Raw genomic sequence first — 13,424 nt, forward strand, 5'->3', positions numbered from 1 at the left:
ACGGATCACCATGACCAGATCGCTTTACGATATTTTGCTCGACGTTTCCAAATCCACCATGATTGACGACGGCGATTTAAATGCTGCCGGGTTATTGATTCTCACTGCCGCTATCCACGGATTACGCATCAGCCGCGCAGGCGTTTGGTTATTATCGGAAGACAAACAAGCCATCTGCGGAAAAATGCTGATTGATGGTGATGATTGCAAATTGGACACCGATTTATGCCTGTTGCGCGAACACTTCCCCCGCTACTTTGACAGCCTGGATACCGAGCGCGCGATTGTTGCCAACAACGCACAGGAGGATGACAGCACCAATGAATTCCGTGATAGCTATTTAATTCCGTACGGCATTACCTCCATGCTGGATGCGCCTATCCGCCACCGCGGCGATATGCTGGGTATTATTTGCTGTGAGCATCAAGGTGATATGCGTGAATGGACAAATGAAGAAATCGCTTTTGTGAGCGCATTGGCCGACACCTATGGCCGCGCCGTTAGTGCCGCACAACGCAATGATTACGAGCAACAACTAAAAAAAATTAACGAGCAACTGGAAGAAAAAATCAATGAGCGCACCAATGTACTGCAAGATGCACTGCGCAATTTGAATCACACCCAGGCAAAATTAATTGAAAGCGAAAAGCTCGCCTCACTCGGGCGTTTAGTCTCAGGGCTTGCCCACGAAATCAATACGCCCTTGGGTATCGCCGTCACATCAGCCAGCCATTGCGCCAACGAATTAAAGCAAGTGCAGCAACTCTATCGCGACGACGCATTGAGTGAGGAAGCATTTGCACAATTCCTGACAGGCATTGACGATGGCCTCAGCCTGATTAACAACAACCTTGGCCGCGCCGCCACGCTGGTGCAAAATTTCAAACTCTCCGGCGCAATTCATATCGCCAACGAAGAGGAACAATTTGAACTGCGCGCGTGTATTGAATTAACACTGAAAAGTCTGCAACCGCTGCTGAAAAAAAATCACATCGATTGCGTGCTCTTGCCTGGAGCAGAGATCAACATCAACAGCTACCCGGGGGCTATCGCCCAGATTATTACCAACCTGATCACCAACTCCATCCACCACGCGTTTGCCAATACCGGCGATAAAAAAATCCGTATCGAATTACGCGAATCCCAAGGCCAAGTCGTACTTCACTACACCGACAACGGCTGCGGCATCGCCAATGACATCCGCGCAAAAATTTTTGAACCCTTCTTCACCACCGCCCGCCGCACCGGCGGCTCAGGGCTGGGCCTATCGATTGTGTACAACCTGGTAACACAAAAACTGAAAGGCGAAATCATCATCAGCGAAGACCAAAGTCAGGGTGCCAGTTTTGAGGTGGTTTTGCCTAATAGGGATTGACGCTGTTTGACCCTCCCAAGTCGGCCGATACTGCGCTGGCATCTACCTCCCTATGCGCCTACAATTCCCACCTTTGGTTTTGTTGCTGCCTTGACGCTATGAGTTCTTCCCTGATTCCTGAACGCCCACTGCTGGTTTCACCCTCTCTTGCAGCCACTATCGGGCTGGAAGAGGCGTGTATGTTGTCGATTTTGGGGGATATGGCGGCGTTTTTGCCGCTCTCGCAAGCCAACGGTCGCCAGTGGCTGGATGTGGATGCGAGTTGGGCAAGCCGGATGATGCCGTTTTGGACGGATCATGACATCCAGCGCATTAGCCGCAACCTGAAAGACAAAGGCATTATCCTGCTGGCTTCTGCACCTTACACCGAGAGCCAACGGCTGGTGATCTCGCTGGAGACCGAATTTCAAGCGGCCAATCTGCCTTCAGCTCCCGCATTTGCGCCGGCTCATTCGGGGTCACACAGCGCGAATTTGATTCCCCACAACTGGCAACCCGACCGCGACTTGCTCGCGCAGTTATTGCAACTGGGAGTACCCGCTGAGTTTGCTTGGCAACAAGTGCCGGAATTTATTGTCTACTGGCGCGACCGTGGCGACACCAAACATTCCTGGGGCTCGGCTTTTTTAAAGCAAACCAAGCGCAAGTGGGAAGAAAAATTAAGCGCAGATGCCACCAAAAGACGTGAGGATCAAGAAAAAAACGACCGTTTACGAGAAGCAGAATTCTTAAAACGAGACCAAGAAACCCCTATGCACAATCAATGGCGCCCTAGCAGAGATGCTTTAGAAGTGCTAATCAAACATGCAAACATAAGCCTCGCATTTATTGAAGATACGATTCCAGAATTCATCGTTTATTGGAAAGAGGCCGGTGAGGTGACTAAAACCTGGAATAGTCGATTTATTCAGCACGTTAAACGCCAATGGCTGCGCTACCATTCAGCATTGGAGCATGACTCCGAGCCAAAACGTATACCCGAAAACTGGCAACCCAGTCATAACACCTATGATGTACTAAAGCTTGCCAATATCGATTTGCAGTTTGCCCAAAAACAAGTTCCTGAATTTGTGTTGTACTGGAAAGATACAAACCAAATGCATTCAAGTTGGAATACCAAATTTTTGCAACACGTGAAATATCACTGGGCAAAACAACACGCATTAACCACCGTCAACTCGCAGCAGGTTAACCATGCAGGACAGCCAATCCCTCATCAATCAGGTCGCACAAGAGATAGCAGCCTCGCAGAACAACTCAACGACCGCAGCTGGGCAAGCTGACTCTGCGCGCGCGCAACGCGAGCATTACAGCGCGCCTACTGATGCGCATGTCGATGCAATCAATCAAGTGTTTGCATTGTTCCGCATTAATTATCACAACCAATATTACAGCGCGTTCAAAGACAATGAATTGCTCAATCAAGCGCGTCGCCTGTGGTTGAATTCACTCGCGCAATTCGCGCCGGAAACGATTTTGCGCGGCGCGCGTAAAGTGATCGAAGAGTCGGAATATTTACCCACGCTCAACCGCATGATCCGCGCTTGCCAAGGCAACCCGGAAGCTTTCGGTTTGGTCGATGCGCATCAAGCCTATGTAGAAGCCTGCCGTGCGCCTAGCCCCAAAGCGGCTCACCAGTGGAGCCATCCAGCGGTGTATCACGCTGGTTGTGCGAGCGACTGGTATTTTCTGGCAAGTAACAGTGAAAAAGTGGCCTTTCCTATTTTCGAGCGGCACTACCTGAAATTGTGCGAGCGAGTGATGAATGGTGCCGAGCTACCCGCGCCCAATGTGCCCGCATTACCGGAAACCATAGAGACACCACTCAGCAAAGAAGAAAATGCCAAACGTATGGAAGCGTTGCGCAAACAACTGGATCTGTAATTTCCAATTACTTTTTTTATTTTTTATCTTTCTTTTTTTACTTTATTTTATTTCTGGGTGTAGCAATTCATGAACAAAAACCTTTCGCAATGGTTGATGGGATTTTTACTGATCGCCTTTCCGCTTGCCACCTTGGTGCTGGTTGTCATCCTGATGTCCACTCCACTTCAACAGGTATTTATGGATGAGGATGAACTCACCAGCAGCACGCTGCTGCCGGATTTTGCAGCCATCGACCAAACACCGGAACGCAAAGAGCAATTTTTGAATATGCTGCGCCCACTGGTCGATGAAAAAAATACAAAATTATTAAAATCCCGTGAACGTTTATTAAAAATAAAAGCCGAATGGGATGCATCGCAAAGCATCACCGGTGTCAATAAACGTAACTTGGAAAAACTGCGCGAAAAATTCCACGTCACTTACGAAACCTATCCGGAAGATGCCAAGGCAATTGAGATTTTATTGCTGCGCGTGGATGCCATACCTCCGGCAATGGTATTGGCACAAGCCGCTGTTGAATCCGGCTGGGGTACATCGCGTTTTGCGGAAGAGGCGCACAACCTGTTCGGTCATTGGTGCTATAAAGAAGGCTGCGGCATAGTCCCCAGCAAGCGCCCTAAAGGCGCAAGGCATGAAGTTAAGAAATTTAACAATGTTGAAGAATCGCTTACGGCATACTTCAACAACATTAACACCCACAATGCTTATCGCCCCTGGCGGCAATTGCGCGCGCAACTGCGCGATACGCCGGAGCAATTCACCGGCCACGCTATGGTTGCAGAGCTGGGCAAGTATTCTGGTCGTGGCAGCGCTTATATTCATGAGCTGCGCACCGTAATCAACGGCAATAATCTGGAATAACTATTAACAATCACATCTATCACACAGCAAGGAAAACTTATGTGTAAACGATTGCTACTCATTAATGGCCTGCTGGGCGCTTTGGCTTGCAGCCACGCCATGGCAAAACAAGACCTTATTGCCTACAGCGCATCAGCGCAGGCGGTTTACACCAAAATAAAAGCATCGGGTGAAAGTTTTTCCCCGTCGCTGCTGCAACTCAAAGGCGAGGTGGCCTTTACCGATGGGCTGATGGATGGAATAGGCCTGCAAGCATTGATTGCCGCCCCCATGAGCGATGCAAAAGAAAATAATCTGACGATGGATGTAAAACAACAGAGCGGTATTTATCTCACGCTCACCAGCCCCGATACCCAACCGGAAGATTTAAAAGTCAGTGTACTTTTGGGTTATGCATCGACCGAACTGGAAACCAACCTGCCCTCACTTGGCAACCTCGCTAAAAACAAAGATACCTTTTCTGATTTTAGTTACGGCGTATCGCTGCAAGACCGCATTATGCGCAACAAAAATTTTTATTGGACATTGGATTATCTGCGCTACTACAAAGATGATCATCTAACGATTGACGGCTTCGGCCTGGGAGTAACTTATGCGTTCTAAGGGAATACGTTTTTTATCCACACTCGCACTCAGTGCCAGCGCACTTACCCTGATCAGTTGTGGTGGTGGCGATGGCGACAGCGCGCGGGTTGAGCAAACCGTCGATGCGAGTAAAAATGGCGTTACCTCGATTGCAATCGCAAGCAATGCGGGCATTGTCCACATCAAAGGTGATTATCAATTTAATGTGATTGGTAAAAACGCCGAAAGCAAAGAATTCAACCTCAATAGCAAGGCCACATGGAAACTGAGTGACGCCAGCTTTGGCTCAATCAAAGATGGTTTATTTAAAGCGGCGGGGAAAACCGGTCAGGTATCGCTGATAGTTAACTATGCCGGTATGACTACCGAGCAAACTATTTCATTAACTGACGCCAACCTGAAAAAAGTGACCGTCAAGCATTCATCCGGTGCAACCTCTGTGGATGAATGCCAAAACACAACGTTTACCGCTGAAGCTGAATTTGAAGGTGGCATTACACTGCCTTATCCACTGACATGGAAAATCACTGAAGGCAGTGGAATTGCAAGCTTTAAAGACAAAAATACAGGAACGCTCAGCACCACCAACAGCGGCGCAATTAAAATTGTCGCGAGCGGTGTTAACAATGACAACCAGGAAATTTCATCTGACGCGCTTGGTTTTACCGTGAACGATGAATTAACCGCAATCACAGTGACCAATAGCAAAACCACTGAATGGCGCGATGGCGATACCGCAACCGTTACCATCAAAGGCATCTATGATGACGCTAACAATCCAATCGACATCACGGCTAACGCCACTCTCTCTGCAACACCTGCAAGCTTGTTAAAAATTGAAGGCACCAAAATTACCGCCCAAAACGGTACAGCCAATGGATCAACAGTCGCCTTAAAAGGTGCCTGTGGCGGCATAGAAGGCACGCAAGAGTTGGTGATTAAAGAACGTCAACTCAGATCAATTGAAATCAGAAACAACAATGGTGGAGCAACGTCAAACCTGAGCGTTTCAGAAGGCAGCAACCTGAACTTGGATGTCACTGCAACCTATGCTGACGGCTCAACCAAAGATGATTACACCAGCAATGTATTTTGGGAAGTTGATGATCGCAATAATACAATTCCGGATGATCGCGAAAGCAGAATAAGCATTTCATCAACGGGTGAGTTACGTGTGAATAGCGATTTGGATCTCGGCTCAAGCGCTATAATTTACGTAGTCGCTGAAGTGCGCGACAGTGAAGGCAACGTTATTGAAAACTCAAGCGGCGCGGAAGTAACCGACGATATCAATATCACGATCAACCCCAACTAAACTCTAGCCTTACCATAATAACAATAGCGCTCCTGTTTTTAACAAAGCAGTAATCTCAGGTTAAAAACAGCGAGCGCAACTTACAAGGAATCCGCAATGCCTGATATTTTTATTATTAACGCCAAAGGCGGCTGCGGAAAAACCACTATTGCAACCAACCTCGCCTGTCACTTTGCCAACCAACAGATTCCTACCGTATTGGTTGACCGCGATCCGCAAAAATCAGCCGCTGATTGGTTTGCATCGCGCCCTAAAAACTGCACTGTATTTGACTTAATTACGCGCCCGGTTAACGAACCGTTTCAAGCCGATATTGATGGCGCGGTTGTCATTCACGATATGCCTGCCGGTTGGATTCCAGAAGCTCAATCACCCGTGCTTGCGCCCGGCTGCCAACTGATTATTCCGCTATTGCCATCACCGGTAGACATCAAAGCCAGCTTGCGTTTTTTAATGCAGATTTATCGCTCTGGAATTTTGGAACAGAATCTGCGCGCAGGCATGCTGGCCAATCGCACTCGACCACATGTGCGTTTTCATCAGGAATTAATGACATTTTTGCAGCGCATACAAATTCCGCTTATTGGCACACTGCGCGATTCACAAAACTATATTCGCGCAATGGAAAATGGCATTTCTATTTTTGATTTACCCGCGCGCAGCGTGCAAAAAGATTTACAACAATGGCAGGATATTCTTGCGTGGCTCTCGGTGGATAATACTGCCAACAAAGAGCCACCCAAACGCTAAAAACAGCATTCGCTTTTCATTAATCTTTATAGGTCCAAGCGCCTTTTTTATCTGTCACCAACCACTGTTGTGTGTACCAATAAAAGCGCCCTTTCTCACCCGCATAAGCCGTGCAGTTGTAGCGTGTACGCCCCGGCACCAACGCCGTTTTTGCCTGTGCCCACAAAGTATTACCAATCACTTCAACCGGAATGGCTCCCTGGCCCGTCGCAAAGCAATTTATTTTTTTCAACAGCGCAGTGTCATCCAGTGTTAACACCAACCAGGGTTTATCGCCTTCACGCGCAATCAGGTTGCCCAAGCGTTTATTTTTGTCTGCATAAAACTCCACGCGCTTTACTGGCATAGGCTTGGTGTTGACCTTCATAATAAAATCATCCAGCTCAGCAAAGCTGCCGCCAAATGGAAAGCGTGGCACAGCTTGTAAATCGCCCTCGCTATAAAGCACACCCGATTGCTGGCCGAAGGCGATATATCCCAGTTTTTTGGCAATACGTTGCACTTCTATATCGTATTCGCCAAAGGGATACGCAAGGACCATAGGTGCTTTGCCAATTTCTTTTTTAATTGTCTGCTGCGCGTTATTAATGTCAGCGGTAATGCGTGCGCGCCACTGTTTTTCAGTTTCATTTTGCTCGCGACGCGGAAGGTGATGATGCGCACTGGAATGATTGGCGATAGTCACACCATTTTTAGACATCTCACGCAACTGATCCCAGCTCACAAAGATTTTTCCCGAGCTGACAGCCTCGGTATTTACAAAAAAAGTGAATGGCCAGCCACGTTTTTTTAAGCGTGGATAAGCAGATTCATACACAGATGCGTAAGAGTCATCAAAAGTAATAGCAACCGTTTTATCGGGCAGAGGCTCGCCCTTGCGTAACTTTTCAGTCAGCTCCAGTAAAGGCACAACAGTGAAATTATTTTTTTCCAGATAATCCATCTGCGCTTCAAAGGCTTCTGGACTGATACTGGTTGATTTAGGCGTGGAATTACTGACATGGTGATAGAGAAGAACAACCGCAGCCTGGGCGTTCAGTGCGCCCGCCAACATGATCAACAATAACAACAGGCGCACACTGGTTTTCATAAAATGTTAGTCCTCTGCTTCAGCAACAGTATCCATCAGGTTGGCAATCACATCGGGAACAAACGGGCGGCCGCGCTCGTTGAGCGATGTCCCGGTAATTTTGGCAGCGAGCATTAATTTATTATCGCGCTTGCGATAAATATGCTGCACAAAATCAAAGCGCACGCGCGATGATTGCTCAACACGCACATCCACAAAAAACTCATCACCGCTCACCAGCGGCAACTTGTAATCCAATTCGGCGCGCAGCACGACCAGATTAATTTTTTGCCGCGCCAACTCCGCAAAATCAATGCCCTTCGCCAGTAAATACTCATGGCGCGCATGCTCAAGATAATTCTGGTAAACACTGTTATTCACAATGCCTTGCATGTCGCACTCGTAGTCGCGCACTTTAAAATCGAGCGTAAATATTTCCTTATCCATTTTTTATCTACCTTATTTCGCTATGTTTATTTAACAACCGATGCAAACACATCAAAGTAAGTCGGAAAGGTTTTGGCTGTGCATTTCGGGTCATTAATCCGCACTGGCACACCGCCGAAAGTCGCGAGCGAGAAACACATCGCCATACGGTGATCGTCGTAAGTATCAATCGCCGCATTAGGGATTAAGTTTTCTACCGGCGTAATACGCAGCCAATCTTCGCCCTCTTCCACAATCGCCCCCAGCTTGCGCAACTCAGTCGCCATCGCAGCAATACGATCCGTTTCTTTCACGCGCCAACTGGCGATATTGGTCAAGCGCGAAGGACCATCGCAAAAGAGCGCAACCACAGCGAGCGTCATAGCAGCATCGGGGATATGGTTGAAATCGCGATCAAACGCTTTGAGTGGTAACGAAGGCGCAGAGGCTTCAATCCAGTTTTCACCCTTGGTGATGGTTACACCAATCGCTTCCAGCGCATCGGCAAAGGCTACATCGCCCTGAATACTGTTTGCTCCAACACCCTGTACGCGCAACGGGCCACCGCCTAATGCACCCGCCGCAAGGAAGTAAGACGCCGAGGATGCATCGCCCTCCACAAAAACAGTCGCCGGGCTGGTGTAGCCAGTTGCCGCAGGAACAGTAAAACGCTCCCAGCCATCGCGCTGCACATTGACGCCGAATTGCGCCATCAACTTGAGCGTGATTTCAATGTAAGGCTTGGAGATAAGCTCACTCACCAGCTCGATTTGTGTTTCTTTGCCGGTCATTGGCAACGCCATCAGCAACGCTGTGAGGAATTGGCTGGAGACATCACCGCGAATTTTAATGCTGCCATTTGCAGCGATCTTCGCAGGCTTGATCAGCAGCGGTGGAAAGCCCTCTTGCCCGAGATAAGTAATATCCGCGCCGATCTGGCGCAACGCATCCACCAAATCGCCAATCGGGCGCTCGTGCATACGTGCCACGCCGTGCAACTTGTAGGTACCGCCGCTCAACGCCAGCGCCGCCGTTAAAGGGCGAAACGCCGTACCCGCGTTACCCAGGAACAGATCCGCTTCTTTATTAGCGAAGCTACCACCAGTGCCGACTACGCGGTAATCGTTCTCACCGGTCTTGGTCACGCTCACACCCAGCGCTGCCAATGCCTCCAGCATGCGGTCAGTATCGTCAGACTTCAGCAAGTCGCGGATATGCGTCTCGCCTTGCGCCAACGCCGCCAACAACAAGGTACGGTTGGAGATGCTTTTGGAGCCGGGCAAATGCACAGTGCCCTGGGCACGGGTAACGGGAGCGAGATCAAGAAATTCCATCGTGAACCTGTCTGACAAGAGGGTGAAGGCCGGAAAATGGCGCAAAAAAGAAAGTGCGCATCATACCCGCATCAGCCTCTCCCCGCATCTCTCCTCACATCCATTACTGCACCCTTTCCGCCACCCTGCCGACTGCTTGACCAAACACCAGCAAGCGCCCTTGAAACACCCGCAACTTACGATTTTGGGGTTGACAGCCAGCCCCTCTATCGCCAAAATGCGCGCCTCTCAATTATGGCTAGATAGCTCAGCTGGTTAGAGCACAGCACTCATAATGCTGGGGTCGGCGGTTCAAGTCCGCCTCTAGCTACCATATTTGAAAAGCCGATCTGGTTAACGCCTCGTCGGCTTTTTTATTGCTTTGATCTTCCCCCCCCCCCCCGATACGTCCATCCCGCTGCTATCGCCTTAAGCATTCCGTAAGAATTGGCCTATATGCTTTGTCATACCTCAATAGACCGATTCCAGACAGTCAAGGGCTGCCTGGTCGAAATGGTATGCATAGAATGTTTGAAGCTGCGCCTTATACGACGTTTTGTATGTTGACACTCATGATCGTGCCGATTGTATCGTTGCGGCGGCGTGTGCTGGATTATGCGGAAGCTAATTGGCCTGAGTTATTTTTGGAATTTAATTTACAGCATGAAAATACCGATTTACCTACGGAGCCATGTTTATTCAATTTTTTAAACAGCGGTGCCTATACGCGAACGCATGATCCCATTTTTATTGCGCTGTGCAGGCGATTAATTCGCTGGATTTATTTGTTTGTGATCGCCTGCGCACTTGTGTTGATTGATGTAGACACTATCATCAAAATTCAAACATTTTTATAAATCCCACGCATCAACTTCTGCAAGTGTTCAATATATCCAGATTGTTATTAAGCACGCTTGTCTCTATATGTAATAACCCGAGTACAGTATGGAACAGGTTGTCATGGGAGTACGGCTTTTGGCTAATATCGTGCAAACAGTTTGTATCAATGCGGTTTGCATTCACATAATCATCTGACATCCATATTATTAGTGGGACGTGCTTTTGTGCTTCAGGCGCGATTCCGTAAGGCATACCATGCAGATATAAATGATTTTCACCCAAAGATTCACCATGATCCGACAGATAAATTAAAGCAGTGTTATATTGCGAATTTTTCTGCTTTATCCATTCAATCGTTTTATTTAAAAAATAGTCGGTATAACGAATAGTATTATCAAACGCATTGATGACTTCCTCTCTGGTGCAATCTTGCAACTGGTTGGTTTGGCATACCGGTGAGAAAAAAGCATGGTCTTTAGGATAGCGCTTGTAGTAATCAGGCCCATGACTGCCCTTTTGGTGTAAAACCAATAATTTACTCCCTACAACAGGGAACACTTTGCTATCCAAATCGTGCAACAAAATCTCATCGTAACACTCGTCAGAATTACAGACTTCCGACACGCGTAGCCTTTGCATGTCTTCACTGGTGACACGATTACACGTACCCTTGCAACTGGAATTGTTATCGCGCCATAAAACATCGACTCCCGCGTGATAAACAACATCCAACAATCCCTCTTGGGATTTTGCTTTTGAGTCAGAGTAGCCGCGACGACCTAAATTGGAAAACATACAAGGCACAGAAACTGCTGTCTCTGTTCCACAGGATGTCACACGGGTAAAGTTAATGATGTTCTGCTGTGCGAGTAACGGGGTTGTATCTCGTAGATAGCCATTAATACCAAAATGATCTGCTCTTGCCGTTTCCCCTACCACCAATACTAACAACGTGGGTTTTGCCTGACTCCGCCCAAACCTACTGACTACCGCATCGTTTTCGATTGGCTTGATCACAATATCTGTTTCCAGACTTGATGCTACATAAGAACCAGTTGCATAAATAAAACTGAGCGGGTTGGCTGACTGGCGAATATTTTTATGGTTACGAAAAAACGAAGCATAATCCATTGACATACTTAAAATTAGTACCACACAGGCAATAAGCGAAATAGATATATATTTCAGTTTATTCCAGCATTCCCTACCAACACTGCTGTAACGGATTTTTATTCGCAATAACACAACAGAGGGCAAAACGCCCAATACAACAACATATAATGCGAGCTTTATATTAATCAGATCTTTCACTTCCGATACATCAGTTTCCATAACGTTTTGGATCATTAATTTATGGATTACCACCCCATACGCATCCATAAAATAAGCAACGCAAGATGCCACAAGAAAAACCATAGGAAAAACGACACTAACCACATAAGGGATAGTAAAAAAATAGATAAAAATAAATGTAACTAACCACAATAAAAAACCAAGATTTACAACAAACAAAGCATTTTTGATGCTAGCCAGACCAACAAGATCAATAGCCGATCGAAAAAAGAAGGCATTATAAAAGCAGACAAAAAACAAAGATAAGAGTGCAGCAACGACAACAGGACTAAATTGCTGCACTGCACGACTATGACTGGATTCAACTGCAACACTCATCGACATTTTTATTTACCGCCCATTACGCAAATCGATTTTTTGAAAAACAAAACATATACCCATAGCGAAACAAACCAACATACCGCTAACGACCAAAGATCATGCGATATAAAATGCGCGCCACGTAACTGCTGCGCAAAGCCAAACAACGCACCAGCCGTTATTGCTGAAAATAAAACCCACCAGCGCCATCGCGCCTGATAGAAAAACCCTACAAAATAACCTGATACCCACGCATATCCGGCACTGGCATGCCCCGCGGGAAAGCATCCATCCCCGTTGCGTAAAAGCAGTTGCTCGATGAGTGATGCATAAACCAGATCGCCACCGTAACGGTGAAATTCCCAAGGGCAAGAAACTGCTAGCGATGATTTCAGCAGTGACACTAAAACACTGCCACTCGCCGTCGCGATAAAAAGAAAGATCAATGTTTTTTTAAAGGGCGAAAAAACAGATACTGCGAACGATGCAAGCGCAACAATCAGCAGCAGCAACGCCATTAACAGTGACAACGCCCTCCCGCCTTTATGGATAACATTTTCAAGTAGCCACGCGTTTTTCCATGCCCAGTTATGACCCTGTAACGAGTAAACATAATCGGCAAGGCGCATATCTATATTGCCTATCGATATCACCACCGAAAGGGAAATCAATGCCAGCAAAGGAAGCCAAAAATGCAATAGAAGGAATTTTTTAATCTTATTCACCACAACCAATAAGAGCCGATGAAATCAGATTACGATTAAAAACTTAACGCTTTCTTAAGAAGGGAAACTTGCACAGAATTATCGCGTGTGAATGGCCAACTACTTGGTTGACGACGAATTGCGGGAAACCAACAGCACAATGACACCGGCGCTCACCAGCAATATGGCCAATGGATGAACACGGCGGGTTTCTTGTGACGAGGAAAACAATGGGCTGACCGATGATGCAGCGTGGGTATCACTCACCCCCGGTTGCGGGGCTGGTGGTGCGAGAGTGGTGACATCCTTGTCGGAGTTTCCTCCTTGATAATCCTCCATCACATCCCGGTGCAGATCCGCGTTTTGGGTAGCATTCAGGGCGGCTTGACCCACATCCATGGGGACAGCGGCAGCCGTGGTGGCTATTGAAAAAGAAAGTAGCGCGATAAAGATGAGAAAGTGGTTAAACATTCGCGTAACTCCTTTTTGCACATGACAAAAACGCTGGACACTAGTCCTTTAATACCAATGCCGCGACTGACGCCAATCAACCCACAACGCTTGGTACATGGGGTACTTTATGGGATAACGGAGGGGATAGATGTACGTTTTTGGGGGCTGGGGATGTGAAATATTCACGTTTTGG

General features: G+C 47.4%; 14 protein-coding genes and 1 tRNA gene. 9 read left to right on the forward strand and 6 right to left on the reverse strand.

The window, feature by feature from the left end:
* Positions 1-10: 10 nt before the first annotated feature.
* From VC28_RS11930 to VC28_RS11960, 7 genes are all read left to right on the forward strand, one after another.
* On the forward strand, positions 11-1,375 hold the full coding sequence (locus VC28_RS11930; protein WP_049630846.1) for a sensor histidine kinase: 1,365 nt from the start codon (positions 11-13) through the stop codon (positions 1,373-1,375).
* 98 nt (positions 1,376-1,473) lie between these two features.
* A complete protein-coding gene (locus tag VC28_RS11935; RefSeq protein WP_049630847.1) occupies positions 1,474-2,658 on the forward strand; it encodes a DnaT-like ssDNA-binding domain-containing protein in 1,185 nt (394 codons plus the stop codon).
* Entirely contained in the window at positions 2,570-3,259 is a 690-nt protein-coding gene (locus VC28_RS11940; RefSeq protein ID WP_049630848.1) for a replication protein P, read from the forward strand. Before VC28_RS11935 ends, VC28_RS11940 begins: the two co-directional genes overlap by 89 nt.
* A gap of 69 nt (positions 3,260-3,328) precedes the next feature.
* Entirely contained in the window at positions 3,329-4,123 is a 795-nt protein-coding gene (locus tag VC28_RS11945) for a glucosaminidase domain-containing protein (RefSeq protein ID WP_049630849.1), read from the forward strand.
* 39 nt (positions 4,124-4,162) lie between these two features.
* Complete coding sequence (locus tag VC28_RS11950) at positions 4,163-4,726, forward strand: outer membrane beta-barrel protein (protein WP_049630850.1); 564 nt, start codon at positions 4,163-4,165, stop codon at positions 4,724-4,726.
* On the forward strand, positions 4,716-6,023 hold the full coding sequence (locus VC28_RS11955; protein ID WP_049630851.1) for a hypothetical protein: 1,308 nt from the start codon (positions 4,716-4,718) through the stop codon (positions 6,021-6,023). The genes VC28_RS11950 and VC28_RS11955 overlap by 11 nt, the downstream gene beginning before the upstream one ends.
* A 96-nt stretch (positions 6,024-6,119) precedes the next feature.
* Positions 6,120-6,773, forward strand: coding sequence for a ParA family protein (locus tag VC28_RS11960; RefSeq protein ID WP_049630852.1), 654 nt, complete (start codon positions 6,120-6,122; stop codon positions 6,771-6,773).
* 19 nt (positions 6,774-6,792) lie between these two features.
* Here VC28_RS11960 and VC28_RS11965 read toward each other — a convergent pair whose 3' ends face one another.
* Genes VC28_RS11965 through aroA form a run of 3 tightly spaced genes read right to left on the reverse strand, consistent with a single transcriptional unit; the run spans position 6,793 to position 9,602 of the window.
* Positions 6,793-7,863 (reverse strand): polysaccharide deacetylase family protein, encoded by a 1,071-nt coding sequence (locus VC28_RS11965; protein WP_049630853.1) that lies wholly within the window; start codon positions 7,861-7,863, stop codon positions 6,793-6,795.
* 6 nt (positions 7,864-7,869) lie between these two features.
* Entirely contained in the window at positions 7,870-8,289 is a 420-nt protein-coding gene (locus tag VC28_RS11970; protein WP_049630854.1) for an acyl-CoA thioesterase, read from the reverse strand.
* Between the two features lie 26 nt (positions 8,290-8,315).
* Positions 8,316-9,602, reverse strand: coding sequence for a 3-phosphoshikimate 1-carboxyvinyltransferase (gene aroA / locus VC28_RS11975; RefSeq protein ID WP_049630855.1), 1,287 nt, complete (start codon positions 9,600-9,602; stop codon positions 8,316-8,318).
* 236 nt (positions 9,603-9,838) lie between these two features.
* Between aroA and VC28_RS11980 the strand changes: the two genes are divergently transcribed.
* Positions 9,839-9,915: transfer RNA gene (locus tag VC28_RS11980), tRNA-Met, on the forward strand.
* A 184-nt stretch (positions 9,916-10,099) separates the two neighbouring features.
* Positions 10,100-10,438: a hypothetical protein gene (locus VC28_RS11985; RefSeq protein WP_156184326.1), complete on the forward strand. Its 339-nt coding sequence runs from the start codon at positions 10,100-10,102 to the stop codon at positions 10,436-10,438.
* A 10-nt stretch (positions 10,439-10,448) separates the two neighbouring features.
* On the opposite strand, the gene VC28_RS11990 is transcribed toward VC28_RS11985, so the two are convergent.
* From VC28_RS11990 to VC28_RS12000, 3 genes are all read right to left on the reverse strand, one after another.
* Positions 10,449-12,098, reverse strand: coding sequence for a phosphoethanolamine transferase (locus VC28_RS11990; RefSeq protein WP_049630857.1), 1,650 nt, complete (start codon positions 12,096-12,098; stop codon positions 10,449-10,451).
* Positions 12,099-12,100: 2 nt separating this feature from the next.
* Positions 12,101-12,703: a phosphatase PAP2 family protein gene (locus tag VC28_RS11995; protein WP_049630858.1), complete on the reverse strand. Its 603-nt coding sequence runs from the start codon at positions 12,701-12,703 to the stop codon at positions 12,101-12,103.
* Positions 12,704-12,898: 195 nt separating this feature from the next.
* Positions 12,899-13,249, reverse strand: coding sequence for a hypothetical protein (locus VC28_RS12000; protein ID WP_049630859.1), 351 nt, complete (start codon positions 13,247-13,249; stop codon positions 12,899-12,901).
* Positions 13,250-13,424 lie beyond the last annotated feature (175 nt).

Origin of the sequence: Cellvibrio sp. pealriver (genome assembly GCF_001183545.1) — a bacterium.
In the GTDB taxonomy this organism is placed as follows: Bacteria; Pseudomonadota; Gammaproteobacteria; order Pseudomonadales; family Cellvibrionaceae; genus Cellvibrio.

Bases quoted from the DNA above. Each gene is read 5' to 3' on its own strand.
- VC28_RS11990 (WP_049630857.1), bottom strand. From the start codon at position 12,098: ATGTCGATGAGTGTTGCAGTTGAATCCAGTCATAGTCGTGCAGTGCAG.
- VC28_RS11985 (WP_156184326.1), top strand. From the start codon at position 10,100: ATGCATAGAATGTTTGAAGCTGCGCCTTATACGACGTTTTGTATGTTG.
- VC28_RS12000 (WP_049630859.1), bottom strand. From the start codon at position 13,249: ATGTTTAACCACTTTCTCATCTTTATCGCGCTACTTTCTTTTTCAATA.
- VC28_RS11945 (WP_049630849.1), top strand. From the start codon at position 3,329: ATGAACAAAAACCTTTCGCAATGGTTGATGGGATTTTTACTGATCGCC.
- VC28_RS11960 (WP_049630852.1), top strand. From the start codon at position 6,120: ATGCCTGATATTTTTATTATTAACGCCAAAGGCGGCTGCGGAAAAACC.
- VC28_RS11970 (WP_049630854.1), bottom strand. From the start codon at position 8,289: ATGGATAAGGAAATATTTACGCTCGATTTTAAAGTGCGCGACTACGAG.
- VC28_RS11950 (WP_049630850.1), top strand. From the start codon at position 4,163: ATGTGTAAACGATTGCTACTCATTAATGGCCTGCTGGGCGCTTTGGCT.
- VC28_RS11930 (WP_049630846.1), top strand. From the start codon at position 11: ATGACCAGATCGCTTTACGATATTTTGCTCGACGTTTCCAAATCCACC.
- VC28_RS11995 (WP_049630858.1), bottom strand. From the start codon at position 12,703: ATGCGCCTTGCCGATTATGTTTACTCGTTACAGGGTCATAACTGGGCA.
- VC28_RS11955 (WP_049630851.1), top strand. From the start codon at position 4,716: ATGCGTTCTAAGGGAATACGTTTTTTATCCACACTCGCACTCAGTGCC.
- VC28_RS11965 (WP_049630853.1), bottom strand. From the start codon at position 7,863: ATGAAAACCAGTGTGCGCCTGTTGTTATTGTTGATCATGTTGGCGGGC.
- VC28_RS11940 (WP_049630848.1), top strand. From the start codon at position 2,570: ATGCAGGACAGCCAATCCCTCATCAATCAGGTCGCACAAGAGATAGCA.
- aroA (WP_049630855.1), bottom strand. From the start codon at position 9,602: ATGGAATTTCTTGATCTCGCTCCCGTTACCCGTGCCCAGGGCACTGTG.
- VC28_RS11935 (WP_049630847.1), top strand. From the start codon at position 1,474: ATGAGTTCTTCCCTGATTCCTGAACGCCCACTGCTGGTTTCACCCTCT.